Genomic DNA, 26,581 nt, shown 5'->3' with positions numbered 1-26,581 from the left:
AAGCGCGGCATTGTCCGCGCTTTCGTGATCTTATGTCATGGTAAGTTATTTAACCGAAATGTAGTGGAGTGAATAATGGCGTTAATTGATTGCCCATCGTGCAATAAAAAAATCTCTGATAAAACAGACCTGTGCAATCACTGCGGTTTCGCAATGGGTGATGCCAGTGAAGAAGATATTGCCCGTAAACGCAATTTACAAAAATATATGCAATCTCAAAAGATCCAAACCCAGTCCATGATTGCAATGCTAATGTTTGTATCAGGTTTCGGTTTTATGTATTGGGGAGGCGCTGCACCGGGAGAGCTTCAATACAATATTGCCGTTGGTGTCGCATTGATTGGTTTTGTTTGGTACATAGTTAATCGAGTACGTCTAGTATTTCTCAAGAAGTCTAATTAATGAATCCAGAAATGTTACTTAAGTCGATGACCCCTGAGGTCTATCAAAAATTATTGCAGGCAGTGGAAACCGGAAAGTGGTTAGACGGCAACCCTTTAACGGATAGTCAAAAAGATACTACCATGCAAGTCGTGATGCTGTATCAAGCCAAAGTACTCAAATCAGATCAGCATATGACGATTGGGGAAGGTGGCGAAATCGTGCAAAAGAGTCGTCAGCAATTCAAGCAAGAGCTTAATGAAAAAAACACAATAGCGCGGTTCACTGAAAATGATATTTAAAAAACTGTTTCGACCTAAGTACCAAGATCCTAAGCCTCAGGTTAGAATTTCAGCAATAGCCTCTCTGTCTGCTGATATCCCTGAGCAAAAATCAATTTTACACGAACTCGCTTTTAACGATGAAGACGTAAATGTAAGTCTCGCTGCGTTAAATAAGCTTAATAGTTTTGTACTGTGGTACAAAATGGCTGAAATTGCTAAAAATGAACGTATCGCCAAGCGTGCTCAGCAGGTCGTTGAGAATACATTGTTTAGTGACGATGAAAGTATTATGGCGCTAGACGAAAAGCGTGCGTTCGTTTTTGAGTGTAAAAATAATAAGTTATTGGAACGGTTATTAAAACAAACATGGGTACAAAAAGAGCCTGAATTAGTACTTCATATTTTAGCTATTTTAAACAAACCTCAATTGGCATTACCTATTCTGCTTTCCAGTAATGATGATACGCTACAAAGTGCATTATTAGTTTATGCTGATAATGAGAGTAGCTTGCTGAAAGTCATTAAAAAAACAAGTTCTCAGACGATAAAAAAACAAGCTCAAGACAAGCTCGCGAAAATTCAGTTTAGTAAAACACAACATATTGAAGTTGAAAAAGGCACTCGTTTAGTGCTTTCGCGTTTAATGGCCCTAAAAGACCAGCGGGATTATCGCAAGTTAGTCGATATTCGGGCAGAACTTGACGAAAAATTCAGTCAATTTTCAGCCCAGTTTGACTGTTTGTCTAGCGATAAGCGCGACGAATTTAATACTAAGTATACGGATCTAAGTAGCAAGCTAGCTATTTTGGATGCCGAGCTTGCCCCCTTACATCATGCTGAACAGCATAAACGTGAATTAATGATTAGCGTTACGCAAGTTACGGCGGATACGCAGGCGTTGTTGGTCTGGCTATCAGATATGCTCTCTGGTGATATTTCGGCGGTGACGTTAGCGCAAACAGAACAGGCGCAAACAGAGATACAAAATCGCACTGTACGTATTGAGGCCTTGTTACAAGAAACTAAAGATGTAGGACTATTCAGTGCACAAAAAGAACTGGAAGCGCTACGTGACGCTTTATTAAAGCGTCAACATACCTACAATCATCTTCCAGCGTTTCAAGATGCACTAAAGCAAGCTAGCGCCCTCATTGTTGATTTTACTGCACACGCTTTGCCGGTACAGGTATCTGATATTGAAAGTGCTAAACCGCTGTTGCACCAGATGAAAGGACAGTGGCGCGCACTGCGAGAGCCTTATCAAGACAGTTGGCCCAAGGCCCTTGATATTCAATTTTCAACATTGCAACGAACGTGGCAGGATACATTAAAAACCCTTTCTTCTGGTGTGGCACAAGACATCAATAGATTCCGCAGCAAAGCGAAAGCAGTTGATGCATTGATTGAGCAAGGTAAATATAAAGCAGCGATGGGCTTGTTTACTAAAGTCAGCAAATGGTTTTATGCGCTACCAGAGGTCGAGCAAAGTCGAAATGCTCGCGTATTCGCGCAATCTAGCGATAAAATTGAAGAAATAAAATCATTGCAAGCCTATATCGCTTTGCCTCGTAAGCCTGCTCTACTGGATGAAGTTAACGCGTTAATCACAGCTAATATATCTGTTTCCCTGCGTTCATCTCAGGTAAAGGACATGCGCAGTCGCTGGAGCAGCCTCGGTGTACTGAATACGCCAGAAGATGATGCGATTAATGCACAATTTGATGTGCTTATCGAGCAGGCATTTGCACCATGTCGAGAGCATTTTGAAAAGCAGCAACAAAAACGAGTTGATAATTTAGCGCAAAAACAGACGTTGTTGAATGATATTTCTACTTTGGCTGAGCAAGATATAGCCGATGATGCCGTTGTGAAAAAAGTGCAACAAATTCAACAAAAGTGGCAGGCCATAGGGGACATTGATTTCACCCTTAAAACTGAATTGAATAATGAGTACCGTGACGCGTTAGCGCCATTTAAAAAACGAATTGAAAATTATTTTAATGACAATGCTGCGCTAAAACTTGGGTTAATTAAACAAGCACATGACTTATCGTACACCGACGATATTCTCAATGCCGTCGAGCAGGCGAAAACCTTGCAAGAAAAATGGAAGCAGATAGGACCGGTTCAACGTAAACAAGAAAACCCGTTATGGAACCAGTTCCGCGAAGCCAACGACTTAGTTTTTGCTAAGCGAAAAGAACATAATCAACAGCAGAAGTCTGTTCATACTGAACAGGCAAATGTTGCACATGCGTTATTTTCGGATATGCAGCAGTCAGTAAAATCAGCTAAAACAGTCAGTGAGCTTGATGATGCTATAGCCAAGCAGGGCGAGTTTGATAGCTTACTTACGTCCTTACCTAACGTACAAAGTGCTAGCCTAAGAAAGCAGTTGCTTGCGCTACTTGACGAACGGGAAGCTAAACTTGAGGCACTAAAGTACCGCGCTAAGCAGCAAAGTTTCGACGAATTATTTTCCATATTGAAACGCTGGGAGACGCCGGAGATACCACAAGATATTGAGGCGTTGCCTAATCACTGGCAACAATCGTTTAAAGGACAAAATGAAAGTGGAATGCCCCGTCATAAACTGACCCTGATGCTTGAATTGCTTTGTGATGTGCCATCGCCTGAATCAGATGAAACCCTGCGTAAGGAAGTTCAATTGCAGCTAATGGCTGATAAACTACAACAAGGTGTTGAGTATGATAAATCTGTTCTGCTTAAACAGTGGATCCAGCATGGTCCAGTGGCTCAGCGAGAGCAGATATTGTTGCAGCGCACTCAGCGATGTTTTATACAATAGGTTTATTTTTCAACTGACATTAGACGACGATAGTTCCTAACATTAGTGAGCGCGTAATTTTATGCACGGGGCGGTTTCCCGTGCCATTTCATACAGACTGAGTAGCAATTAATTTGAATACATCTAATTCTGCCGTATCCAGTATTCGTTTAAATAAATTTATCAGTGATTCTGGCTTTTGCTCACGTCGAGAGGCAGACAAATTAATCGAAAGTGATCGGGTTTCCATAAACGGTGTTGTACCAGAGCTTGGTACTAAAGTGTTGCCCGGCGATGAAGTGCGTGTTGATGGCCAACTGATTAAAGCTAGCGCTAAGAATAAATCTGACAGGGTTTATTTGGCTTATCATAAACCGGTAGGGATCACGTGCACCACTGAACGGCATATTAAAGGCAATATTATAGATGCGATCGGCCACAGTGAACGCATTTTCCCTATCGGTCGTTTAGATAAACCATCAGAAGGGCTAATATTTCTGACCAGTGATGGGGATATCGTTAATAAAATTTTGCGCGCTGAGAATGCTCACGACAAAGAATATATTGTAACGGTCGATAGACCCCTGACAGAGCGCTTTATTCACGCTATGGGAGCGGGTGTGCCGATACTCGACACAATTACCAAGCCTTGCACGGTCATTATGCAAAGTAAGTTTGTATTTCGTATCATTTTGACCCAAGGCTTGAATCGACAAATTCGGCGAATGTGTGAATATTTGGGATACAAGGTTACAAAGTTAAAACGCAGCCGGATTATGTCTATCCGCTTGGCTGGACTAAAAGTAGGGCAGTGGCGGGACTTAACGCCTGACGAAATGAATGAGATAAATAGCGCGGTGGCCGATTCTAAAAAGACTGCTTTACCTGAACCATTAGAAAAGTCGACTGAAAAACGGTTGCCTAAACGGAGCTCGTCAAGAGGAGTTAAATCTCGGGCATCGCTTAATAAGGGTTGAGTGACTAAGTTTAAGTGAATTGAATTATTACGTAGAGGACGAATGTGCTGCCACACTCGTCCTTTTTTTTGGCAGAAAATCGGGACGCTATTATTAATCTCTACCCAAGCTTATGAGTAGCCAACCTTTAGATCATTAAAGTTGATAACTATATTTAAGTAGCGTTAACACAATACTTGAATAGCAAATGGATATGGGTAATCCAAACTTCACAAAATGCTTAAACTTATAGTTACTTGCACTGAATACCAGCAAGTTAGTTTGGTATCCATAAGGTGAAATAAAGCTCGCACTAGCAGCAAAAGCGACAGCTAATGCGAATGGCATCAGCGGTACGCCTAACGTTTCTACTAGCCCATATGCAAAAGGAAACATTAATGCAGCTGCCGCGTTATTTGTCACTACTTCCGTTAATAGCAAGGTTGCTAAGTAAACGACGACCAATGCCATAAATGGGCTTGAGCTTGCCATAGTAGGCTCTAGATAATGTGTTAGCGTACTTATTACCCCTGCACTTTCAAGGGCGCTAGCAAGGCTTAGGGCTCCGACTATGACAATAATCAACTCAAGAGGAAGATGGCGCTTAATCTCATTGGTTGACGTTACACCTGTAGCAACCAGTATAGCCAAAAAGAATACTAAGCCTGTCGCCAAAGAGATAACTGATGTGGCCGCTAAGCCGATTGTAATGGCAAACCCACCTAACGTTATCCATTCTTGTTTATCAAGTAATTTAGTGGCGACTTTTTTCTCAGACAAGATAAAAAAGTTTTTCGTTAAATTTTGCCGTTTAACGAAATCTGGACCTGTGGCGAGCAGTAAAAAATCACCTGATTGCAGCTTAATTTCGCCTAATTTACCCGATAAAGTTTCACCATCTCGGCGAATAGCCACTACAGCGGCATCAAACAGGGCTCGAAAACCGACGCTCTTAAGCGTTTTACCGATGATTTGTGCGCGATTGGAAATAATAACTTCGGTGAGATTTTCTCTAAGTAAACCATTAGATTCAGCAAATAATTTTAATCCTTTGATATGGCTTAGATTATCTACTTTATGTATGTCACCAGAGAAAATCAATTTGTCATTCTCTTGGATCACTAACTCTGGGTTGACTGGGCTAATAAGTTTACCATTTCTGACAACCTCAACTAAGAATAGCTCAGGAAGGTTTCGTAAGTGATTTTTTTCAACACTTTTGCCAACTAGTTCGGAACCTGATTCCACTTTAGCTTCAATAAAATAGCTGTTGTATTGACGATTCTTATTTTCAATCACTGGTAAAATTGGGGTTAGAAGGAACATGAGTAATCCGCAACTTAGTCCTGCTACCAATCCATATAAGGTGAAATCCCAAAAATTGAACCCCGGATGTCCATGCTCACGCATAAAGCTATCAACGATAAGGTTTGTTGACGTACCGATAAGGGTGACGGTTCCTCCTAATATCGCCGCGTAAGACAGAGGAATAAGTAAACGTGAAGCGGGATGATACTGATTTTGTTTAGTTGGGCCAATTAAACTCGCCACGACTGCGGTGTTGTTTAACAAGGCCGATGACGCAAATGCCAAGCCGAACAAGCGCCAAAAACTGCGCTTAAAACTGGCGACAATCAATGTGCGCCCTAAGCGCTTTACCAGTGAGGTTTTATCTACCGCAGTGCTGACGATAAGCAACAGTATTAACGTGATCAAACCTTGATTGGTAAAGTTGTTAACAACATTAGCGACGGTTAATTGCTGGCACAGAATAAGTGCCAATAATGAGCCTGCAAAAATAGAAGAAGGGCGCTTATTCGTAAGAATAAGCGCCATTAATGTGCCGGCAAATATTGCTATTACCAGTAACTGGTTTATGTCCATATAGTATCGACGATGCGCCTAGAGTTTTGTAATATCTGTGGCATTCCAATGAGGGAAATGCTTTCTAACCAGCGTGTTAAATTCAAGTTCGAACTCTGAAAACTCAGTTTTCGCAGCAGAATCTTGAATCGCGTCAATGACCATGCCTGCACCAACCGTACCATTGGATAGGCGATCAATTATGATGAACGCACCGGTTTCACGGTTTTTAGTATAGGGATCACAGGCAACTGATTGAGTTAACTTGATTTTCCCCACACCAATTTCATTTAAGTTAAGACGCACGGCATCTTTGTGTTCCATGGTATTAACGTCAATTTGATATTCAATATCAGTCACGCTACCGGGCACGAATTTGGTGGCAAATTTGAACCCATATTGTTTATTTGGCATTAACGGCGTTTCATCCATCCACACTAAATTAACTTCGTAAGCGTTGCTTTGCAGCGGCAAGTTATCTGATTTTACAATCATATCACCACGTGAAATATCAATTTCATCTTCCAGGGTGATAGTGGTCGTCAGCGGCGTGTAAGCCACGTCTTGCTCACCTTCGAAACCAACGATAGAGCGAACTGTAGATTGCTTACCTGACGGTAGGGCAGTAATTTTATCGCCTTTTTTGATTTGCCCAGAAACCACTGTGCCGGCAAACCCGCGAAAGTTTAGATTCGGGCGGTTAACATACTGAACAGGAAAGCGGAAGTCATCAATATTGGCATCATTAGCAATTTCGATATTTTCCAACATTTTCATCAATGTCGTGCCTTCAAACCAAGGGGTATTTTCACTCTTGTTAACAACGTTATCGCCGTCTAATGCTGAAATCGGGATAAATTGGATATCTGGGATTTCTAGCTGTTCAGAAAAAGTTAAATAGTCTTTCTTAATGTTCTCAAATACATCTTCACTGAAGCCCATTAAATCCATTTTATTGATCGCTACAATGACGTGCTTAATGCCCAGTAATGAAACTAAGAATGAGTGACGGCGAGTTTGGGTTTTAACACCTGCACGGGCATCCACCAGTATAATGGCTAAATCACAGGTTGATGCTCCCGTAACCATGTTACGCGTATATTGCTCGTGCCCTGGCGTATCAGCGATAATGAATTTGCGTTTGTCGGTTGAAAAGTAACGATAAGCCACGTCAATGGTAATGCCTTGTTCACGTTCTGAGGCTAAACCATCTACTAATAGGGCTAAATCAACTTTATCACCTGTGGTTCCAGACTTTTTACTGTCTTTCGTAATAGCGGCAAGCTGATCCTCATAGATCATTTTTGAGTCGTGAAGTAAACGACCAATAAGGGTGCTTTTTCCATCATCTACACTACCGCAAGTCAAAAAACGCAACATGTCTTTTTGTTCATGTTGCTCTAAGTAAGCAAGGATATCGGATTGTAATAAGGCGTTTTCGCTATTCATGATCAGCAACTCACAAGAAAATAAGGGTTTAAAACGGATTCTTTTTGATTATAACTAAGAGGCTTGGCGTTTTCGTCAAACATATCGGCAACACTTTCGACAACAGTAACCTTGCCGCCAGCAGCTCTAACAACTGCGTCGGCTGCCCCAGTGTCCCACTCAGAAGTTGGACCTAGACGAGGGTATAAGTGCGCAGCTCCCTCAGCAACCAAACATAATTTCAATGAACTTCCCATGGCGACAAGTTCAGGTTTACCACCCAGTTTAGTGAGTAATGCTTGAATGTCAGGGCTTTGATGCGAACGACTACCTACAACGCGCCATTCTTCGCTATCAGTTTTTGCTTTTGGAGTTATCGCAATGCGATGCCCATCACCTTCGAGCTTATAAGCGCCTTCACCCACAATTCCCACATAGGTTTGTTTTAAGACTGGTGCATAGACAACACCAAACACGGGCTGACCATTATCGATAAGAGCAATATTAACAGTGAATTCGCCATTCTTTTTAATGAACTCTTTTGTGCCATCTAGGGGATCAACTAGCCAGTATTGCGTCCACGTTTGGCGTTCTGACCAAGGAATATCTGCGGATTCTTCTGATAAAATCGGTAAGTCAGAAACGGCTTTCAAACCATCTACAATGCAATTGTGAGCGGCTAAATCTGCTTCTGTTAACGGACTTTTATCTGACTTTTCATAGATGGCAAAATCACGCTGGTATATGCTCATAATAGCATCACCCGCTTTATGAGCGATGACCGTGATGCTCTCTACTAATTTTCTATCTAGCATTAGTCAATTAGTCCTTTTTGTTTCAATTGAGTGAACAACTGCTCAGCTGATTCTTGCGCACTTTGACCAGTGAAATCGAGAGATATTTCTGCAGACTCCGGCGCCTCGTAAGGCGAACTGATTCCAGTGAAGTCACTAATTTCTCCCGCTCGCGCTTTTTGGTACAAGCCTTTTGGATCGCGTTTTTCACACTCTTCCAGAGGTGTGTTTACAAACACCTCTACGAACTCATTGTCTTGCAATAACTTACGACAATAATCGCGCTCACCTTTAAACGGTGAAATAAAAGCGGTTATCACAATCAAACCTGAATCAACAAAAAGCTTAGCTAGCTCACTGATACGACGAATATTTTCTACCCGGTCCTTATCACTGAACGTTAAATCGCCATTCAGACCGTGACGAACATTATCACCGTCAAGTAAGTAAGTATGTTTACCGCTATCCGCTAATTTTTTTTCTAGTAAATTAGCAATTGTGGACTTCCCTGAGCCACTTAACCCGGTCAGCCAAATTACACATGGCTTTTGCCCTTTGGCCTCTGCACGGCGAGCTTTGTTGACTTCATGTTGATGCCAAACAATATTGTTTTTCATTAGAAATAACCTTCCATCTTTTTCTTCTCCATAGAGCCAGAAGAGTCATTATCGATCATTCGTCCTTGGCGTTCAGATGTTTTCGTTAGCAACATCTCTTGGATAACTTCAGGTAGATTATTCGCCGTTGATTCAACCGCTCCCGTTAGGGGGTAACAACCGAGTGTTCTGAAACGTACAGAACGCATTTCAGGTACTTCACCTTCTCTCATTGGCATGCGATCATCGTCTACCATGATCAGCAATCCGTCGCGTTCAACAACTGGGCGAGGTTTGGCTAAATATAATGAAGGTATTTCGATGCCTTCCATATAAATATACTGCCAGATATCCAACTCAGTCCAATTCGACATAGGGAACACACGGATGCTTTCGCCTTTATTGATTTGTGAGTTATAGATGTTCCATAATTCGGGACGTTGATTTTTTGGATCCCAGCGATGATTTTCATCCCGAAAAGAATAAACCCGTTCTTTTGCGCGAGACTTTTCTTCATCACGACGGGCACCACCGAAAGCCGCATCAAATTTATATTTATTTAATGCCTGCTTCAAACCAACGGTTTTCATAATATCGGTGTGTTTGGCGCTACCATGAACAAATGGGCTAATATCCATGTCTACACCGTCTTGATTGATATGTACGAGTAAATCTAAATCGTGCTTTTTGGCCATTTTATCGCGAAACTCAATCATTTCCTGGAATTTCCACGTGGTATCCACATGTAATAATGGAAATGGAATTTTGCCAGGAGCAAATGCCTTGCGGGCTAAATGCAGCAGTACCGATGAATCTTTACCTACCGAGTAAAGCATAACGGGGTTGTCAAACTCGGCAGCCACTTCACGAAAAATGTGAATACTTTCCGCTTCTAGCTGTTTCAGATGGGTAACGGTTGGAATCGACGAAGTCATATAGTTTCTCGTGCTAAGTTAAAAGGATATACTAAAATATTATATGCATAGAACCTTATCATAGATGTGTGACGCCATGATATATTTTTTATAAATATATCATGGCAAAATAACGCTATTTTCAATGGATTTAACTGAGAGCTTGCAAGCGCTCTTTGGCCCAGAGTTGAGATTGTTGAAACATGGAAAATGCTGAATCAAAATCTACTGCTAAATTTTCGCAAAGTTTCCTCACTTCACTCCACTGTCCATTTTCAAAAAATTCACTCAACATCAGGTACTGCGCGTGTGCCCCACAACGTAAAACAATACTGTCTTTAATCGCTTGAGAAATTGGGAGTTTATCCATGAGCTGAGCAATATCTGCATCAAGCATGGCATCAAGTAACGACAATAGCCCCACTAAAAACGCCGACGCTATACCGTCTTTTTGGTTAGTATATTCGGTAAGTAATTCGCAGTAATGTGCCCTTGATAAAGACATCACTGTTAGCTCAGCAGGCTTACCTTCGCTAAATTGTGCAGTAAACAATAAAGAAACGAGACGCCTCAGCTCATTTTGCCCTAAAACCACTATGGCCTGTTTAATGGTTTCAATTTTTTTTGTGCGCTTAAAAATTGGAGACTGTGCATAACGCAGTAATTTAAAAGAAAGACTGACGTCAGATTCAAACGCTTGGGTGATAGAATTAATATCAGGGTCGTCTTTCGCCATCTCGCCCATGAGTTTGGCGATAGACATTTGCGAAGGCGTTAAAGCTGCATTTTTAATCAATTCGGGCCGACTGAAAAAGTACCCCTGAAAATAACAGCATCCGTACTGCAACGCCTGCAAATACTCTTGTTGCGTTTCAATTTTTTCTGCTAATAATTTGATTTTAGGAAAGGGTTTGATGGCATCAATTATTTGAAAAATTTGCTTTTCAGATGTTTCTTGGTAGTCAATTTTAATAATATCTACATAAGGGTAAAAATGCACCCAAACACTTTGGTGTATATAGTCATCAAGGGCAATGATATAGCCTTTTTCTTTTAAGTCGATGCAAGCATTAAGTAATTTTTTACCCGGTTTAACCGTCTCTAATATTTCTACCACTATTTTCTCTTTAGGTAACATCAATGGGTAACCTTCGAGTAATGAATTATGGGTGAAATTGATAAAGGCTAAGGTGCTAGGCAGCAAGCTGTCTAGCCCTAAGTTAAACTGCAATCCAGCCACCATTTTTGCGGTAGCTTCATCTTCATTTATATTTGGAAAGCTATTTTCCAAACTATCCCGAAATAACAACTCATAAGCGAATAGCGTTTTGTCAGCATGCAAAATGGGTTGCCTAGCGGCATAAAAATTCATTTAGATTCCCTGTTAAAACGTCACGATAGATTTTTGCCATTAGCCATTGATTCACTTAATGAATGTTGTACTTTTTCAAAAACCGTAAGTACTTTGCTGTCGCGTTGTTCTGACATTAAGCTGAGCGTTACGATGGTCAAACTGGATAATATAAAACCTGGTACAAGCTCGTATAACCAAGCGCTTAAGGATTGACCATTAACGCTAATCGGTAAGTAAATCCATAGTAGCACTGTTAACGCACCCACTAACATGCCACTTATGGCTGAGAGAAGAGTCATACGTTTCCAAAAAAGGCTGAACAGTATTAAGGGACCAAATGCTGCCCCAAATCCCGCCCAAGCATTACTCACCAATGATAAAATACTGCTGTCTCTGTCGTAAGCAAGGTAAATGGAAACCAAGGCTACTAATACAACTGATAACCGGCCGACGATAATTAACTCATGTTGGCTTGCATCACGGCGGAAAAAGACTTGGTAAAAATCACTGGTTAACGAACTCGAAGTAACCAACAGTTGCGATGAAATAGTACTCATTATAGCCGCTAATATAGCGGCTAATAAAAAGCCGCCAATCAAGGGGTGAAAAAGGAGTTGCGATAAGTAGATGAAAATAGTTTCAGGATCACTAAGTTGAGTGCCGTTTTTCGTCACATAGGCTAACCCTAATAAGCCCGTAGCCAAAGCACCTGTAATGGCAACAACCATCCAAGAGATCCCAATGGTTTGTGCCGTTTTAATGTCATTTACACTACGTATCGCCATAAATCGTACAATGATATGTGGTTGACCGAAATATCCAAAACCCCAAGACAGCATTGATATAATGGCAATGGTCGATACGGCCTGCCCATTTGAGGCATTAACAAACATATCAAGATATTGTCCATCCAATGTGCCTAGAGATTGGGTCACCCCTTGCCATCCACCAAGATCGACAAGCACCACAACAGGCACTAAAACCAAGGCGATAAACATGATACAACCTTGAACAAAATCAGTAATACTGACCGCCATAAAACCGCCGAAGAGGGTATAGGCGACGACAACTCCAGCTGTAATATAAAGTCCTAGTTCATAGTTTAAACCGAATGATGTCTCGAATAACTTTCCGCCTGCCACCACGCCTGAAGAGGTGTACAAAGTGAAAAACAACACAATAACGATGGAAGACAAGATGCGTAAGATATGTTTTTTGTCGTTGAAGCGGTTTTCAAAGTAATCAGGAATAGTGATTGCGTTGTTAGCTACCTCGGTGTAAACCCTCAATCGCGGAGCAACTAGTACATAATTTAGATAAGCGCCTATGACTAATCCAATCGCAATCCACGCGCTAGAGAGACCAGTTAAATACATGGCGCCGGGTAAACCCATTAACATCCAACCACTCATGTCTGATGCCCCCGCAGACAGGGCGGTTACTTTCGGGCTCAAATTACGTCCGCCGAGCATATAGCCCTCAACATCAGTGTTTGCTTGCTTGAACGAGTAAACACCAATACCTAACATGGCAATGAAGTATAGTCCTAGGGATATAAAAGTAGCTGTTTCCATGATTTCCTTCAATTATTATGGGAAAATATCAGTATTAATAGGAGGCAGTTTGAAATTTGCGTCTATTTTTTTAACCATGCTAACAAGCAACCTAGGAATACTCTAGTGTCAGAACTATATAAAATCCGCGTGCTGTCGTTTGAACAAATGATGTTGATTGATTTATACGCAATTTTACGATTACGCCAGCAAGTTTTCGTAATTGAACAACAGAGTATTTATGAAGATATCGACAATTGTGATCAAGTGAGTATGCATGTTGGTGTATATCAAGAGGATGAATTAGTGGGTTACGCACGAGTGAGAGAGGCAGAAGCGGGCCATCTTGCTAAAATCGAACGTGTCCTTTGCTGTGCTAGTCATAGAGGCGTTGGATTGGGAAAGATTTTGATAAAGCAATCGATTGACGTTATACAACAGCGCTATAGTGTGGAAAATATTATGTTGTCCGCACAAATCGATGCCAGTGATTTTTATGTAAAGCTTGGTTTTCAATGCCAAGGTTTATCTTATGACGACGGAGGCATTGAGCATATTGATATGTATCTGGTAAATAATTAAATGTTAGATAAAAAAAAAGGAGCTAAGCTCCTTTTGAATAAATATTAATAAATGTGTTCTATGCCGAAAAGGTCATTCGTTTCATTAATTTGTCTTTAGTTTGTTCTACGTCATGGACGTTTTCACTGACGACTATTAAGCTAGCGCTTTGCAATTCTACTGCTTCAGCCGTTAAATAACCGTCGCTTACTTTATCTTTGGCTTTATAGCCTTCCTTGTGAGGTACAACGAAAACGGTCACTTTACCATTATCGGCCTGCATGACTAAGTGCAAACTTTTCACACCTTTGTAATCACAATGATTGGCATAATAAATTTGACCTACTTCTTCATTCAAATGACCACCATATTGGACTAACTTCGCGTTCACCTGCTGCAATGAGAAATCTTCATTGGCGTCCAGAGCATGTGGGCCCTCGTGATACACATGTGCTAGCGACTGTTGTGACATATCGATATAGTTCTGTTGCTGCCACAGAGTAAAACTTACGCCAACGACAAAAGCGAGTGATGCAGCCAATGCTAAGTGAACCCGTGCGCGTTTTTTGTCATGACTATGGGTTTGCATCGTTTGACGTAAAATTAGTTTATGCGCCAGATCGTCTGGTACATCTATCTTCATAGCAGCTTGCATGCTGGCATCAATTCTCTTTTGCTCAGACCAGAATTCTTGTTTTGCAGGATCTTGTGCTGCCGCTTCTTTGACACGAATGTCATCGCAATTGGGATCAGCATAAATGGTTCTGCGAAATTCTAAATCATCCATTTTTCCGTTCTCGATTGTCATTTGATTTCTCTAGTGCCTCTTTAATTTGGCTTCGTGCCCGAAATAGACGGGTCATCACGGTATTTTTGTTCAAATCCAATTGTGCAGCAATTTCTTCGCCGCTGAATCCAAACATAATCTGTAACATTAACGGCTCTCGATATTCTTCACTTAAGGAAGCCATTATTGCACGTAACTCTCGATGCTCAATTTCGACCTCGTGAGTCAACTGGTCGTCAGAGATAGATACATCATCGATATCAACCAAATCAAATTGCTTACGTTCAAACCGCCTAGCGTTCTCGCGCCGCAGGATCGTAATCAACCAAGACTTAGCAGCCTTTTCGTCCTTAAGTGAATCTAGCGACTTCCAAGCGCGCAGGAATGTCTCTTGCACAATGTCTTCAGCAACTGCTTTATCTCTAACCAGCCAATATGCATAGCGGAATATATCGCCATGTAGGGCATAGACTAGGGTTTCATATCGTTTTTGTTTATCTAGCATGTCACTAGAGACCGAGGCTTTTTTAAAATGCTTTCGCAAATTCATTATTTAATTTCCGCCTGTATTATTGCTTCTTATTATTCGTTAATGCTCAGTATAGTGCAAATGAGGCAGGGACTCGATTAAACACAAGTATAAGTAATATCGATTTATAGCGTAAGCCTATGAAAAATAGGGGAATACGCTATGCTGGGCAACTTTGTAGTCGTTACTTTTACCGATACAAGGGGGCTAATGTGTTGGCACTTTTTTGTTTAACGAGTATTTGTTGACGTAATGCTGTTACGGCGGCTATAAACGGATCACATTGCCATTGGTGGGCGTTTTGGCTGAATTTACTGGCGTAGAGCTTACTAATTTCATTGTCCAATGGTTCATGGTGTAAATCGCTCTGTAGCTGAGATAGTGAATGGTTCGTCTGATTACACAGTGCGTTCAACCAATTGGTTAATGCTGGCATGATAATATCGCTATCTCGCTTTGTTGAGGCGCTTAACAATATTTTCCACGCTTTTTTTTCAGACAAATTAGCGGACAAAGTCGGTGATTTTTTACTAATAGGACGCGAGCCTCGATTGACATGAATTGACCATCCCGCGAGTGTGATTAGCCAGAGAAAAAGTAACACCCAACTGCTCCAAGACCACCATTGTGTATTTGCTTCACCTTGAGAAGTCCCTGCATTCAATTCAACCTTAGAAGTCGGCACAGACATATTATCTGTCTGAGTAGGTATTTGAGGTATTGTCATATTGGACGAGGACGTATCCACTTTACTGGGTAACACAGTGACCGAGTGTTCAGGCAAGGTTGCATATTCAATTTGCCCACTAACGATGTTGAACCAAGGAACCTTAACTTCATCAAACGTCAATTTACCTGCTTGACTGGGGATAATAGCAATGGTTTCTGTACGTTGGGCAATTAAAGTGTTGTCCTTTTCTATGGTCGTAGTATTTGCTTGGTTTGGGTAGACCTTAACGCTTTGTGGATACTGACTATTGATTTCAGGAAGTTGAGCCTCGTCAACACCTACCGCGGTTAGGGTAAGAGTGCGTGTGATGGGTTCACCCACGGTAAACTGATCGTCACCAGGTTGCCATTCTTCATGTAATTCAACGTAGTCGCTGGGCAACCACGTACCTGAATAATTCTGCGGAATGGGTTTAACGGTTATCTCTTGCGGTGGACCAACTCGACTGATGGTTTTGCTGCGGCTAAAAAAACCAAAGCTTTGTTGTTTGTCTTGTACAACTTCTCCTTCAAATACGGGACCTTGGATAGTGAAAGTACCACTTTTTTGTGGAATGACTGCAAAGGTACGCTCGATAACTCGGTAGCGTTTTCCGTCAACAATATCATTGTATTCAGCGTCTTTGCCAATTTGTTTAATTTCACCGCTTTCAAGGGTAGGTGCAGATAAACTACCGCGTTGTAAATCCCGGGCGAGTAAAAGTTTGACCGTGTAACGTATCTGTTGCTGTAAGAACGTTTCTTTAGTATCAATAGACGTCGTCACATATACGTCTCGTCCCTGCGTACCTTGGCGAGCGGTAACTGGCAGAACCATCATATTGATAGGCGCTGAACTTTTACCCTCTACCGTGAAAGCTGGAATAATAAAACGCCCAGGTTTACGTGGGATTAAGGTCGTTGTCCAAACAGTGGTATGAGTGGTATCAAAATTTATCATCTTCGTTTGTGAACTAACGGAGGTTCTACCTACGATAAAATCTTCATTTAACGCTGTAGGATCGAATGCATCTCTGGATGTGTCTCCGACCGCTACTACACTCAAGGTAATGGACTCATCAGCTAAAACGGGATTTTTATCAACCGTGGCAGATAACTCGTCCACCTGAGCAAAGACTAGGCTAGTGAGCGCCACAAAAAGTAAAAGTGAACGAAATAAATAGGTGTAAAACTTCATTTTTGTTACCAGTTCCTTTGTCGTTGAGTCGGTGTGCGTTGTTGTCTGCGTTGTTGATTTTCTATCTGCATTTTGCGCTTAAGCAAAAAAGCGGGATCGTCTGGAACGCGATTTAATAGTGTCTGCATACGTTGCATTTGTTCCTTTTGCTCGTCGGTTAGCTCTTCAGGTGCTTTTTCACCGATTGGCGTTGCTTGCTGTTGCTCTTGTTGTGCTTCAGTTTCATTCTCCATTGAGTCAGCGCCTGAGGTTTGTGCCGCTTGATTTTGCTCGGTTTCATCTTGGTTGGCATCTTGTTGCTCGGGCGAAGCTTCTTGTTCTTCATCAGTATCAGAGGCTTCGTCTTTGTCTTCGTCTTTGTTGGGGGGCGGCTGGTCTTGTGCTGATGAGCTTTCAGATTGTGATTGATCCTCTTGGTTTTCGTTGTTTTGCGATTGATCTTGCTCAGAATCCTGATTGTCTTGCTGCTGAGGATTGCCTTGTTGATCTTGCGACGAATTTTGCTCACCGTTTGGTTCGTCATCTTGCTCTGACTTATCTTGATCTTTTGATTGTTCAGATCCTTCTTTTTGATCGTCTTTTTGCTGCTCTTGTTGCTGCTTCTGTTTTTCCAGAATGGCTTTGTTGGCAAGGGCATCTTGGTGATGAGGATCAATCGTTAATGCCTCTTTATAGGCTTTAATCGCATCATCAATTTTACCTAGCTGAGCAAGCGCGTTGCCTTCGTTGTACCTAGCTTGTGCGCCGTCAGCCTGTTTGAACGCGTCTAGCGCTGTTTCGTAGTCTTGGGCTTTGTACGCTGCCGCGCCGCGCCACATGGGATCGCCAAATTGCGCTACTGCTGTATCAAAATCGCCTTGCTTAAACGCATGTTGACCTTGCTGATCCTTGGTTTGCCACATATCGTCCCACCAGTTGGCGCTTGCGGTTGGTGTATAGCCAGGAAATAACAAAAATAACGTAAACACACCTAATAGTCCCCGGCGGAAACCGTAGGCGGCAAGAGGGACTAATAAAAGTAAGAGATAAGGGCCCATTTCCTGCCATTTATCACCAAATTTTTCATCAGCTTCATCATCCTTTTCTTGCTCTGTAGATAACAGAGTTTGGTTTTTTAAGTATTCAATATCGCTGTCGTCGGCACGCATGGAGACATACCTTCCGCCTCCTTTTCTGGCAAGGGTTTGTAAATTGCTAGCGCGCAGTCTCGGTACCACTACTGCACCAGTACCGTCCTTAAGAAAATCACCGTTTAATAGCTGTATTGGTGCACCGTCGGGTGTGCCGACGGATAAAACGGATAAACGATATGGTGAGCTAGCAAACAACTTACTGACCTCAGCAACTTGATTATTTTCAATGCCATCTGTGATCCAAAAAATCTCTCCTTGTTGGTAACCAGCGTTGTGCAGTAATTCAATCGCAGATTGCAGACCAAGGAAAGGCTCACTGCCTGCTACAGGCATAATTTCTGGCGTTAGACTGGGGATCAAGGTCGTTAGATTTTGTCCATCGGAACTTAATGGACTAATCGTAAAAGCGTCACCTGCATATGCGACTAGTCCTGTTTCTCCTTCAGCAATAGCTTTAACTAAATCAATGGCTTTGTATTTTGCTCTGGTTAAACGGTTAGGTTTTATATCTGTGGCACGCATGGAGAGCGACATATCCAATACCACTACTTTACCGCTGTTGAGCTGATAGACCGGCTGGGGCAGGCGTTGCCATGTAGGTCCTGCCAATGCTAGTGAGGTTAAAATCCAAGCAATGGTTAACAGATATAAAGGCGGCTTTGACGATTTAACACCGTTTTGGGTAACCAAATGTTGATAGAGATGATTAGGTAAAACAGATTGCCAACCAGAACGCTGGTGATGAATTCGGCGCAAAAATACAATTAAAAGTAGTAGTGGTATCAGTACCAAAAGCCAAAGAGGGCGTATAAAATGAAAATCGGAAATATTAAAGTCGATCATCAATTCGCTCCTGGATTATGTTTAAGCTTGGTACTGGATATCCAACTTGAAACCAGCGGTTTAAGACTCAGCAGGAAGGTGAGCAGTAACGCTACCCCTAAAGGATAAAAATAAAGAGCTTGTAAGGGCCGCATTTGTCTACTCTCACGGGCGATAGGCTCTAATTCATCTAGTTTTCCGTATATTTCCTGCAGACTTTGCGCATCCCTGGCGCGAAAATAACGCCCACCGGTAGACTCGGCCAGCTTCGTTAACATATCTTCATCGAGTTCTTGTGAGGGGTTGACTCGACGATTTCCAAATACACTTTGGACAATCATTTGGTCGGCACCCACACCAATAGTGTATAACGTTACACCATTTGCGACGGCTAATTCGTTGGCCTGTTCTGGTGTTATATTACCTGCTGTATTTTGTCCATCAGTCAGTAACACTAATACTTTGTTTGATTCTTTTTTGCTTTGAAAGCGCTTTATTGCCAAGCCTATAGCATCTCCTATCGCCGTTTGTTCACCCACAAGCCCGATCAATGACTCGTCAAGTAATTGTGCTACCGTTTCCCTATCGTACGTTAAAGGCGCTTGCAAATATGCGGTGTCGGCAAAGAATATTAGACCCAAACGATCGCCCACCCGACGCTGTATAAAGTCACTCAATACTGATTTTATCATTTGTAAACGGTCGACCTGCCGACCGTTTACTTGCATGTCATCTATTTTCATGCTGCCTGATAAGTCTACTGCAATCATAAGATCTCGCCCTTGCGCTGGGATGCTAACCGGCTCACCTAACCACTGAGGACGCGCGGCTGCTGAAATGAGTGCAATCCAAGCGATGGTTGCGATCGTAAGGAATATGCGCTTACTTGTTGGTGGCTGAGACACACTTTGTAAACCGGTGGGTAAATAGGGGATCCTAAGCGCTGCTGATTGAATTGGGGCCTTAGCTGGCAGGAAATACACTAATAAAGGTAAGGGCAGAGCAAACCACATCCACCACCAAGCAAACTCAAACATGTTCAGCTCCTATTACCGAGGGGGAATCAGTCGCTGAGAATTTTGCGCGCTTTATCCACAACCCAACCTGCTTGTGTATCAGCTCAAAATTTTCATTGTTTGGATTACTAGCCTTATACAGTAAGCTTTGAAGTTCAGTTATGGCTTTTGCAAAGTCGTTACGTTGGGATTTAGCTAACTGACTGATTAACAATTCAGACCAAGACTGGCCATACAAGTTAGCAGTCTTGTACGCTGGCATATAATTCAAACACACTCGTTTTAGTAGCGCATTAGTTTTGCTTGGCCAGTCGGGCTGTTGGTTACTTATGAGTGCGAGTTCTTGCAAAGCATTTCGCCGAGCGGCGTTATAGCGATAGCGTTTGTATACAGTCAATGCGATAGCGCTAAGTGCCAGTAAAATAAATACTGCCACTAACCACCAGCCATAGGCGGGTGGCCAAGTGCTAATTTCAGGGGGAATGTGAATGTCTTTTAATTCGTCTAACGGGTTCATACGTTTTTTTCGCTACTGCGTTTAGCTAATTGTTGTTCCAAGGAAATCGCACAACTTATGGGGACAACGTTGGCACGACATTGCTTTAACTTATTTAAAATGTCGTTAAAGTGTTGCTCGTGTTCAGTTTGGTATTGAGTGGCGATGCGTTCTTCACCAATCAATATTTGTTGTTCATTTTGACCATCTGTTAAATTCAACATTTGTTGATATTTACTTTTTGGAAGAGCATGTTCAAAAGGGTCGCTAATAGGATAGGCAACGACTTCACAATGACGGCTCAAGTGCGCCAGATGCTGTTGTGCTGCATCGTCAAAATGGGCAAAATCACTCAACACATAGACGAGACTCCCAGGATGGGCTAGTCGTCTTAGGCGAGCACATGCGTCAGAAAAAGGGACTTGATTAGCCTGCAAATCATGGGGGTTATGCAGTTTCACCAAACCATTTAACAATGACAATACGGCCTTTTGTCGAGAGAAAGGCTTAAACTCTTTGTGTTCGGTTTGGTTAAATACAAGGCCACCAATGCGGTCCCCGCGTTTATGGGCTGCCCATGCGATGAGTGCGGTTAAGTGTGCTACCTGAGCAGACTTAAAAAGAAGTTGCGTACCAAAATGCATCGAGCTTGAGAGGTCTGCTAATACAAACACCGGGCGTTCTTTTTCTTCGCGATATATTTTGGTATGGGTTTTCCCAGTTCGTGCTGTGACTCGCCAATCGATGGCACGTATGTCGTCACCCGCTTGATAATGCCTAGCTTCATCAAACTCCATTCCGCGGCCTTTAGTTTTGGCCAAATATCCCCCAGCGAGCTTAGCTTGAGCGGGGCGACGTAAACTTAAATTAAGCAAGCTAGCCTTCGTGCGGTAATAGAGCAGCTCTTTTATCTGCAAATTTACCCCATCGCTATGATGATTTACTAACCATTGAGTTACATCCTGAGTACCGTACATAAACTATCGCCCTAAGGAACTGGAACAAGTTGCAATATGCTGTCTAGCACTTGATTGCTTGTGACACCCTCGGCTTCCGCTTCATAACTTAAGAGTAAACGATGACGTAAAACATTATGGAACACCGCTTGAATATTGTCGGGCCCCACGAAATCTCTGCCCATTAACCAAGCATGTGCTCGAGCACATTTATCCAGGGCAATGGTAGCTCGTGGGCTCGCGCCAAACTCAATCCAACTAGTTAATTGGTCACTGTATTTCTGCGGCTGACGTGTCGCGATGATTAATTCAACCAAGTAACGCTCTAGAGCTTCGTCTAAATGTATTTCTAGCACCGCTTTACGAGCGCTGAAAATATCTCGTTGTGACAAGTTTGGCGGAGCAACAGGCGTGCTGTTTAACGCTTCTTTTCTGGTTAATTTTAGTACTTCGAGTTCAGTTTCCGCGCCGGGATAATCGATCTCAATATGCATCAAAAATCGATCAAGTTGCGCTTCGGGCAAGGGATAAGTCCCTTCTTGTTCAATCGGATTTTGTGTCGCCATAACCAAAAATAGCTCAGGTAACGGATAGGTTTTATTGCCAACAGTGATTTGCCGCTCTGCCATTGCTTCTAGCAAAGCTGACTGTACTTTTGCAGGGGCACGATTTATTTCGTCAGCAAGCACTAAGTTGTGAAAAAGAGGGCCTTTTTGAAAATCAAACTGACCTGTTTCGGGTCGATAGATATCTGTCCCTGTTAAATCTGCGGGTAGGAGATCAGGGGTAAACTGTACGCGATGAAAATCTCCTTCAACACCTTTGGCCAAAGAATTAACCGCCCTAGTTTTGGCAAGGCCTGGTGGCCCCTCAACTAATAAGTGTCCGTCTGCGAGCAAAGCCACTAAAAGATTTTGGGTTAAAGTCGTTTGACCAATAACTTGTGAATCCAAATACGCTTGTAACTGGGAGAATTGAGCTGAAGGCATATGGTTTTATTATTCCTACGTTGAATTGCGTACTAATGTGTACAGTGAAATAAACTGTGTAAACAGACAATGCTAGTGATATAGGGTTCAGTCGATGAAAAACAATGTTACAAATAACAGCACTTTTTCTATTTATAATAAATTTTTGTGAGCCTAACTGATTGTATCTTAAATTAAATAGCAATTTTTAAGACGATTACGCAGATATCATCAGTATGCTAACAGGAATTCTTTATTAACGTGCAATAACTCTGTGGTCTTATCCTTTAGCTCCGCCGCTATTGTAAAGACGTTCAAATGGCGCAATGTTAACTACACTTTCAAAATTATTATTCTCCCTGTACAATTCACACAAATTACAGGTCAGACCACTTTATTTCTGACTTAACATAAAGGGTAAATCATGACGGCAAAGCAAACAGTTACTACTCGAGACGGCGAACGAATCGCAATTGTTGCGGGTTTGAGAACACCATTCGCTAAAATGGCGACTAATTTCCACGGGGTACCCGCGGTAGATTTGGGTAAAATGGTAGTCAATGAGATGCTTGTGAAGCACAACGTCGACCCATTACTAATTGAACAATTGGTGTATGGTCAAGTCGTCCAAATGCCAGAAGCGCCTAATATTGCGCGTGAAATAGTCTTGGGCACAGGTATGAGTGTGCATACAGATGCATACAGCGTATCCAGAGCCTGTGCTACAAGTTTCCAATCAACAGTTAATATTGCTGAGTCAATGATGTTAGGTAACATCACTGTAGGTATTGCTGGTGGAGCGGATTCTACCTCAGTGTCTCCAATAGGTGTTTCAAAAAACCTCGCACGCGCATTAACTGATTTGCAAAAGACTAAAACCTTAGGCCAGAAATGGTCTGTACTGAAAAAGCTTGGGGTTAAAGATTTACTCCCTGTGCCTCCTGCCGTAGCGGAATATTCAACGGGATTGTCTATGGGACAAACTGCCGAGCAAATGGCTAAGAGCCATAATATTAGCCGAGTAGATCAAGACAAACTTGCTCATCGCTCGCATTCGTTAGCCGCGCAAAGCTGGAATGAAGGCAAGTTAGCTAATGAAGTCATGACGGCTTATCCGGCACCCTATAAAAGCGCTTTTGAAAAAGACAATAACGTACGTTTTGATTCTAAACTGGAAGGGTACGCTAAGTTACGTCCGGTGTTTGATAAGAAACACGGCACAGTTACAGCGGCAAATGCAACGCCGCTAACTGACGGTGCTTCAGCTGTATTGATGATGACTGAGAGCCGAGCAAAGGCACTTGGATATAAACCTCTTGGTTATATTAAAAGCTACGCCTTTGCCGCAATTGATGTGAAGGAAGATATGCTGATGGGGCCGTCTTATGCTACGCCTATGGCGCTTGATAGAGCTGGTATGACGTTAAACGATTTAACGTTAATAGAAATGCATGAAGCTTTTTCAGCACAAACATTGGCTAATATTAAAATGTTTGCCAGTGACAAATTTGCCCAACAGAAACTTGGCCGCAGTAAGGCTACTGGCGAAATTGATATGGACAAATTCAATGTTATGGGAAGCTCATTAGCGTATGGGCACCCGTTTGCTGCAACGGGTACACGTATGATCACTCAGATGCTCAATGAGTTGAATCGCCGAGGTGGAGGTACTGGACTGTTGACCGCTTGTGCCGCAGGCGGATTAGCCGCTGCAATGATCGTTGAAACTGAATAAAGGCAAAATTATGACAAATGAAAATTCCCCACAACAAATTGCCCAGAGCGCATTTACATTAACTAAACGTGACGACGGTATTGCGATTCTAAGTATGGATGTTCCTGGCGAAACCATGAATACCCTTAAAGTCGAATTTGGTCAGCAGGTCAACGATATGCTTGATCAAATTCAAAGCGATAGCAGTATCAAAGGGGTTGTTGTTATCAGTGGTAAAGATAACTCTTTTGTTGCTGGAGCTGATATCAGTATGCTGGCCAGCTGCCAAAATGCAGAAGATGCGGAAACGATTGGTAAGGGTGGCCAAGCAGTCTTTCAACGTATCGAAGATATGCCAATCCCCTTCGTCGCCGCTATTCATGGCCCTGCATTAGGCGGCGGATTAGAGCTTGCTTTAGCCTGCCATGCTCGAGTATGTAGTGATGATAACAAAACGCAAATAGGCTTGCCTGAAGTGCAACTGGGCCTATTGCCCGGTAGTGGGGGGACTCAAAGATTACCGCGTTTGATCAGTGTGCAGCAAGCGATGAAAATGATGTTAACGGGGGCATCTGTGCGTCCCAAACAAGCGCTAAAATATGGCATTGTTGATGATATGGTGCCACGTTCAATTCTACTTGACGTAGCAATTGAAATGGCTAAAAAGCCTAAATTTAAGCGCAAGCCGGTAAAACTCGATCTGATGGGACAATTTCTTGAGCGCACGCCAATGGGGCGTAAAGTAATGTTTAATCAAGCCCGTAAACAAACTAAAGCGAAGACACAAGGCAATTATCCTTCCCCCGAGCGCATTATTGACTGTATCGAAATAGGCTTAGAAAAAGGGATACATCAAGGCATGGCTATTGAAGCCAAGCATTTTGGTCATCTCGTTATGACACCTGAGTCAGCGGCGCTGCGCAGTATATTCTTTGCTACAACTGAAATGAAAAGAGAGAACGGTGTTGAAGGTATTGCGCCTAAGAAGCTGAAAAAAATCGGCGTCTTGGGTGGTGGTTTGATGGGCGGCGGTATTGCTTTTGTTACGGCAACTAAAGCTAATTTACCTGCACGAATCAAAGATATACGCAGCGATGGCATTGCTCATGCGATGAAATATTCTTACGACATCTTAAACAAGAAAGTGAAGCGCCGGTTTATGTTGCATTCTGATATGCAAAAGCAACTTTCGCGTTTAACTGGCTCTGTTGATTATACCGGTTTTGATAATACTGATGTCGTGATCGAAGCCGTATTCGAAGATTTAGCTTTAAAGCAAAACATGGTTGCCGATGTGGAAGAACATTGTGCAACTCAGACGATTTTTGCATCTAACACGTCCTCTATTCCTATTGGTCAAATAGCAGCTAATGCCGCTCGACCTGAAAATGTGATTGGGCTGCATTACTTTTCGCCGGTAGATAAGATGCCGTTAGCTGAGGTTATTCCTCATGACGGAACATCAGACCAAACCATTTCAACCACCGTTGAATTGGCTAAAAGGCAGGGGAAAACGCCTATAGTAGTGAAAGACGGTGCCGGCTTTTATGTCAATAGGATACTTGCTCCTTATATGAATGAGGCTGCTGAAATCTTATTGGCCGCAGAGCCAATTGAACAAATAGATTTAGCGTTGGTTAAATTTGGCTTTCCAGTTGGTCCCATTAAATTACTAGACGAAGTCGGCATCGACGTAGGAACAAAAATAAGCCCTATTTTAGTTGCCCAATTTGGTGAACGTTTCAATTCAGCGCCTGGATTCGACAAATTATTGGCGGATGATCGTAAAGGGAAAAAGAATCAGCGTGGTTTTTATAACTACGTTGGTAACAAACCAGGTAAAGATGTAGATGAAAGCGTTTACGACCTACTTGGTATTACACCAAACAGCCGCTTAAGCGAAAATACGATCTCTGAACGTTGCGTATTACTGATGCTAAATGAAGCCGCCATGTGTTTAGATGAAGGTGTCATTCGTAGCCCTAGAGATGGCGATATAGGCGCGATTTTTGGTATTGGGTTCCCACCTTTCTTAGGTGGCCCTTTCCGTTATATGGATACGTTAGGTATAAAACATGTTGTTGAACGTTTAGCGTATTATCAGCAGCAACTAGGTGATAAGTTTACACCAGCGGCATGCTTAACGAAGATGGTAGAGCAGAACCAAAGCTTTTATCGTTAAATACGGGCATGTCTTGAAAAGTAGAAAGCCGAGCTATTGAAGCTCGGCTTTTTTTGTATTGAGTCGATGTCTTATTTACCATCTTTTAGACCTGTGGCTGAATCTAACTTAAATCATCGTGCTCTTGAATTACAGATATAAAAAAAGAGAGTTCCTCTCTCTTTACCTGACCGAATTAAATTAATTCAGCGGATTTTAAAGCCGTATTTTAGAATCGAATAGAACCGATTTTAAGCGCTTTAGTTTGGGTAGTTGTTGTGGCTGCTTTAGCTTCTGGGACTTGGGCACTTTCAACCGATTGAGTGGCGATAGGAGCAGCAGTAGTAAGGGCTAGAGCGATTGCGTAAGCTTTTAACATTGGATATTCCTCTTTATTTATTATTTTATTATTGACGTTTCGCTGACTATTATTTGTCAGTCAAAAGTATTAATGCTTATAGTGTGCCAATACTAAAGTATAAGGAAAAAGCCTGTGTTTTAATTCAGCATTACAATCATTTTATTTTGCTAATATATTTTTTGACGCCAAAAAAGATTGGTCAAAAAGAAGGTCTTGAAGCAATAGTAATTAGTACAAGCTGACGGGAACAAAACAGATAA

The 26,581-nt window shown here is 42.2% G+C and carries 23 protein-coding genes; 7 read left to right on the top strand and 16 right to left on the bottom strand.

Annotated features, from left to right (window positions below; translation table 11 throughout):
• The first annotated feature begins 75 nt into the window (after window positions 1-75).
• From GQS54_RS06105 to rluF, 4 genes are all read left to right on the top strand, one after another.
• Window positions 76-402 carry a hypothetical protein gene (locus GQS54_RS06105; RefSeq protein ID WP_166423134.1) on the top strand — a complete coding sequence of 109 codons (327 nt, stop codon included), beginning with the start codon at window positions 76-78 and terminating at the stop codon, window positions 400-402.
• A complete protein-coding gene (locus GQS54_RS06100; protein WP_166423133.1) occupies window positions 402-683 on the top strand; it encodes a DUF1315 family protein in 282 nt (93 codons plus the stop codon). Before GQS54_RS06105 ends, GQS54_RS06100 begins: the two co-directional genes overlap by 1 nt.
• The gene (locus GQS54_RS06095) at window positions 673-3,474 is read left to right on the top strand and encodes a DUF349 domain-containing protein (RefSeq protein ID WP_166423132.1); all 2,802 of its coding nucleotides are present in this window, start codon (window positions 673-675) and stop codon (window positions 3,472-3,474) included. The genes GQS54_RS06100 and GQS54_RS06095 overlap by 11 nt, the downstream gene beginning before the upstream one ends.
• A gap of 113 nt (window positions 3,475-3,587) precedes the next feature.
• A complete protein-coding gene (gene rluF, locus GQS54_RS06090) occupies window positions 3,588-4,430 on the top strand; it encodes a 23S rRNA pseudouridine(2604) synthase RluF (protein WP_205967648.1) in 843 nt (280 codons plus the stop codon).
• Window positions 4,431-4,565: 135 nt separating this feature from the next.
• On the opposite strand, the gene GQS54_RS06085 is transcribed toward rluF, so the two are convergent.
• From GQS54_RS06085 to putP, 7 genes are all read right to left on the bottom strand, one after another.
• Window positions 4,566-6,293 carry an SLC13 family permease gene (locus tag GQS54_RS06085; RefSeq protein ID WP_166423131.1) on the bottom strand — a complete coding sequence of 576 codons (1,728 nt, stop codon included), beginning with the start codon at window positions 6,291-6,293 and terminating at the stop codon, window positions 4,566-4,568.
• Window positions 6,294-6,311: 18 nt separating this feature from the next.
• Entirely contained in the window at window positions 6,312-7,721 is a 1,410-nt protein-coding gene (gene cysN / locus GQS54_RS06080; RefSeq protein WP_166423130.1) for a sulfate adenylyltransferase subunit CysN, read from the bottom strand.
• A gap of 2 nt (window positions 7,722-7,723) precedes the next feature.
• On the bottom strand, window positions 7,724-8,515 hold the full coding sequence (gene cysQ, locus GQS54_RS06075) for a 3'(2'),5'-bisphosphate nucleotidase CysQ (RefSeq protein ID WP_166423129.1): 792 nt from the start codon (window positions 8,513-8,515) through the stop codon (window positions 7,724-7,726).
• A complete protein-coding gene (gene cysC, locus GQS54_RS06070) occupies window positions 8,515-9,111 on the bottom strand; it encodes an adenylyl-sulfate kinase (protein WP_166423128.1) in 597 nt (198 codons plus the stop codon). Before cysC ends, cysQ begins: the two co-directional genes overlap by 1 nt.
• Window positions 9,111-10,025: a sulfate adenylyltransferase subunit CysD gene (cysD, locus tag GQS54_RS06065; protein WP_166423127.1), complete on the bottom strand. Its 915-nt coding sequence runs from the start codon at window positions 10,023-10,025 to the stop codon at window positions 9,111-9,113. The genes cysC and cysD overlap by 1 nt, the downstream gene beginning before the upstream one ends.
• A gap of 130 nt (window positions 10,026-10,155) precedes the next feature.
• Complete coding sequence (locus tag GQS54_RS06060; RefSeq protein ID WP_166423126.1) at window positions 10,156-11,376, bottom strand: HDOD domain-containing protein; 1,221 nt, start codon at window positions 11,374-11,376, stop codon at window positions 10,156-10,158.
• Between the two features lie 20 nt (window positions 11,377-11,396).
• On the bottom strand, window positions 11,397-12,932 hold the full coding sequence (gene putP, locus GQS54_RS06055) for a sodium/proline symporter PutP (protein WP_166423125.1): 1,536 nt from the start codon (window positions 12,930-12,932) through the stop codon (window positions 11,397-11,399).
• Window positions 12,933-13,037: 105 nt separating this feature from the next.
• On the opposite strand from putP, the gene GQS54_RS06050 reads away from it, so the two are divergent.
• Window positions 13,038-13,493 (top strand): GNAT family N-acetyltransferase, encoded by a 456-nt coding sequence (locus GQS54_RS06050; protein WP_166423124.1) that lies wholly within the window; start codon window positions 13,038-13,040, stop codon window positions 13,491-13,493.
• Between the two features lie 58 nt (window positions 13,494-13,551).
• Here GQS54_RS06050 and GQS54_RS06045 read toward each other — a convergent pair whose 3' ends face one another.
• The 8 genes from GQS54_RS06045 to GQS54_RS06010 form a co-directional block, all read right to left on the bottom strand.
• On the bottom strand, window positions 13,552-14,259 hold the full coding sequence (locus GQS54_RS06045; RefSeq protein WP_166423318.1) for a DUF3379 domain-containing protein: 708 nt from the start codon (window positions 14,257-14,259) through the stop codon (window positions 13,552-13,554).
• Window positions 14,252-14,809, bottom strand: coding sequence for a sigma-70 family RNA polymerase sigma factor (locus GQS54_RS06040; RefSeq protein ID WP_166423123.1), 558 nt, complete (start codon window positions 14,807-14,809; stop codon window positions 14,252-14,254). Before GQS54_RS06040 ends, GQS54_RS06045 begins: the two co-directional genes overlap by 8 nt.
• A gap of 169 nt (window positions 14,810-14,978) precedes the next feature.
• Window positions 14,979-16,694: a BatD family protein gene (locus GQS54_RS06035; protein ID WP_166423122.1), complete on the bottom strand. Its 1,716-nt coding sequence runs from the start codon at window positions 16,692-16,694 to the stop codon at window positions 14,979-14,981.
• A 5-nt stretch (window positions 16,695-16,699) separates the two neighbouring features.
• On the bottom strand, window positions 16,700-18,670 hold the full coding sequence (locus GQS54_RS06030) for a VWA domain-containing protein (protein WP_166423121.1): 1,971 nt from the start codon (window positions 18,668-18,670) through the stop codon (window positions 16,700-16,702).
• Complete coding sequence (locus GQS54_RS06025; protein ID WP_166423120.1) at window positions 18,670-19,686, bottom strand: VWA domain-containing protein; 1,017 nt, start codon at window positions 19,684-19,686, stop codon at window positions 18,670-18,672. The genes GQS54_RS06030 and GQS54_RS06025 overlap by 1 nt, the downstream gene beginning before the upstream one ends.
• Complete coding sequence (locus GQS54_RS06020; protein WP_166423119.1) at window positions 19,679-20,182, bottom strand: DUF4381 domain-containing protein; 504 nt, start codon at window positions 20,180-20,182, stop codon at window positions 19,679-19,681. The genes GQS54_RS06025 and GQS54_RS06020 overlap by 8 nt, the downstream gene beginning before the upstream one ends.
• Window positions 20,179-21,138 (bottom strand): DUF58 domain-containing protein, encoded by a 960-nt coding sequence (locus GQS54_RS06015; RefSeq protein ID WP_166423118.1) that lies wholly within the window; start codon window positions 21,136-21,138, stop codon window positions 20,179-20,181. Before GQS54_RS06015 ends, GQS54_RS06020 begins: the two co-directional genes overlap by 4 nt.
• Before the next feature lie 11 nt (window positions 21,139-21,149).
• The gene (locus tag GQS54_RS06010) at window positions 21,150-22,106 is read right to left on the bottom strand and encodes a MoxR family ATPase (protein ID WP_166423117.1); all 957 of its coding nucleotides are present in this window, start codon (window positions 22,104-22,106) and stop codon (window positions 21,150-21,152) included.
• 403 nt (window positions 22,107-22,509) lie between these two features.
• On the opposite strand from GQS54_RS06010, the gene fadI reads away from it, so the two are divergent.
• Window positions 22,510-23,820, top strand: a complete 1,311-nt coding sequence (gene fadI, locus GQS54_RS06005) for an acetyl-CoA C-acyltransferase FadI (RefSeq protein WP_166423116.1) — start codon at window positions 22,510-22,512, stop codon at window positions 23,818-23,820.
• A gap of 10 nt (window positions 23,821-23,830) precedes the next feature.
• Window positions 23,831-25,981 carry a fatty acid oxidation complex subunit alpha FadJ gene (gene fadJ / locus GQS54_RS06000; protein ID WP_166423115.1) on the top strand — a complete coding sequence of 717 codons (2,151 nt, stop codon included), beginning with the start codon at window positions 23,831-23,833 and terminating at the stop codon, window positions 25,979-25,981.
• Window positions 25,982-26,189: 208 nt separating this feature from the next.
• Here the strand turns inward: fadJ and GQS54_RS05995 are convergent, their stop codons facing one another.
• Window positions 26,190-26,339 carry a hypothetical protein gene (locus GQS54_RS05995; RefSeq protein WP_166423114.1) on the bottom strand — a complete coding sequence of 50 codons (150 nt, stop codon included), beginning with the start codon at window positions 26,337-26,339 and terminating at the stop codon, window positions 26,190-26,192.
• Window positions 26,340-26,581 lie beyond the last annotated feature (242 nt).

Source organism: Paraglaciecola sp. 20A4 (genome assembly GCF_011378905.1).
Lineage (GTDB): Bacteria > Pseudomonadota > Gammaproteobacteria > Enterobacterales > Alteromonadaceae > Paraglaciecola.
The sequence above is the reverse complement of the archived record's forward strand: the minus strand, read 5'-3'. Positions and strand labels throughout refer to the sequence as shown.

Coding starts and splice junctions, on each gene's coding strand:
- GQS54_RS06025 (WP_166423120.1), bottom strand. CDS start 19,686: ATGTTTGAGTTTGCTTGGTGGTGGATGTGGTTTGCTCTGCCCTTACCT.
- GQS54_RS06045 (WP_166423318.1), bottom strand. CDS start 14,259: ATGGATGATTTAGAATTTCGCAGAACCATTTATGCTGATCCCAATTGC.
- GQS54_RS06010 (WP_166423117.1), bottom strand. CDS start 22,106: ATGCCTTCAGCTCAATTCTCCCAGTTACAAGCGTATTTGGATTCACAA.
- GQS54_RS06020 (WP_166423119.1), bottom strand. CDS start 20,182: ATGAACCCGTTAGACGAATTAAAAGACATTCACATTCCCCCTGAAATT.
- GQS54_RS06035 (WP_166423122.1), bottom strand. CDS start 16,694: ATGAAGTTTTACACCTATTTATTTCGTTCACTTTTACTTTTTGTGGCG.
- GQS54_RS05995 (WP_166423114.1), bottom strand. CDS start 26,339: ATGTTAAAAGCTTACGCAATCGCTCTAGCCCTTACTACTGCTGCTCCT.
- GQS54_RS06085 (WP_166423131.1), bottom strand. CDS start 6,293: ATGGACATAAACCAGTTACTGGTAATAGCAATATTTGCCGGCACATTA.
- cysN (WP_166423130.1), bottom strand. CDS start 7,721: ATGAATAGCGAAAACGCCTTATTACAATCCGATATCCTTGCTTACTTA.
- cysQ (WP_166423129.1), bottom strand. CDS start 8,515: ATGCTAGATAGAAAATTAGTAGAGAGCATCACGGTCATCGCTCATAAA.
- GQS54_RS06015 (WP_166423118.1), bottom strand. CDS start 21,138: ATGTACGGTACTCAGGATGTAACTCAATGGTTAGTAAATCATCATAGC.
- GQS54_RS06100 (WP_166423133.1), top strand. CDS start 402: ATGAATCCAGAAATGTTACTTAAGTCGATGACCCCTGAGGTCTATCAA.
- GQS54_RS06060 (WP_166423126.1), bottom strand. CDS start 11,376: ATGAATTTTTATGCCGCTAGGCAACCCATTTTGCATGCTGACAAAACG.
- cysD (WP_166423127.1), bottom strand. CDS start 10,025: ATGACTTCGTCGATTCCAACCGTTACCCATCTGAAACAGCTAGAAGCG.
- GQS54_RS06105 (WP_166423134.1), top strand. CDS start 76: ATGGCGTTAATTGATTGCCCATCGTGCAATAAAAAAATCTCTGATAAA.
- GQS54_RS06040 (WP_166423123.1), bottom strand. CDS start 14,809: ATGAATTTGCGAAAGCATTTTAAAAAAGCCTCGGTCTCTAGTGACATG.
- fadI (WP_166423116.1), top strand. CDS start 22,510: ATGACGGCAAAGCAAACAGTTACTACTCGAGACGGCGAACGAATCGCA.
- putP (WP_166423125.1), bottom strand. CDS start 12,932: ATGGAAACAGCTACTTTTATATCCCTAGGACTATACTTCATTGCCATG.
- cysC (WP_166423128.1), bottom strand. CDS start 9,111: ATGAAAAACAATATTGTTTGGCATCAACATGAAGTCAACAAAGCTCGC.
- GQS54_RS06095 (WP_166423132.1), top strand. CDS start 673: ATGATATTTAAAAAACTGTTTCGACCTAAGTACCAAGATCCTAAGCCT.
- fadJ (WP_166423115.1), top strand. CDS start 23,831: ATGACAAATGAAAATTCCCCACAACAAATTGCCCAGAGCGCATTTACA.
- GQS54_RS06030 (WP_166423121.1), bottom strand. CDS start 18,670: ATGATCGACTTTAATATTTCCGATTTTCATTTTATACGCCCTCTTTGG.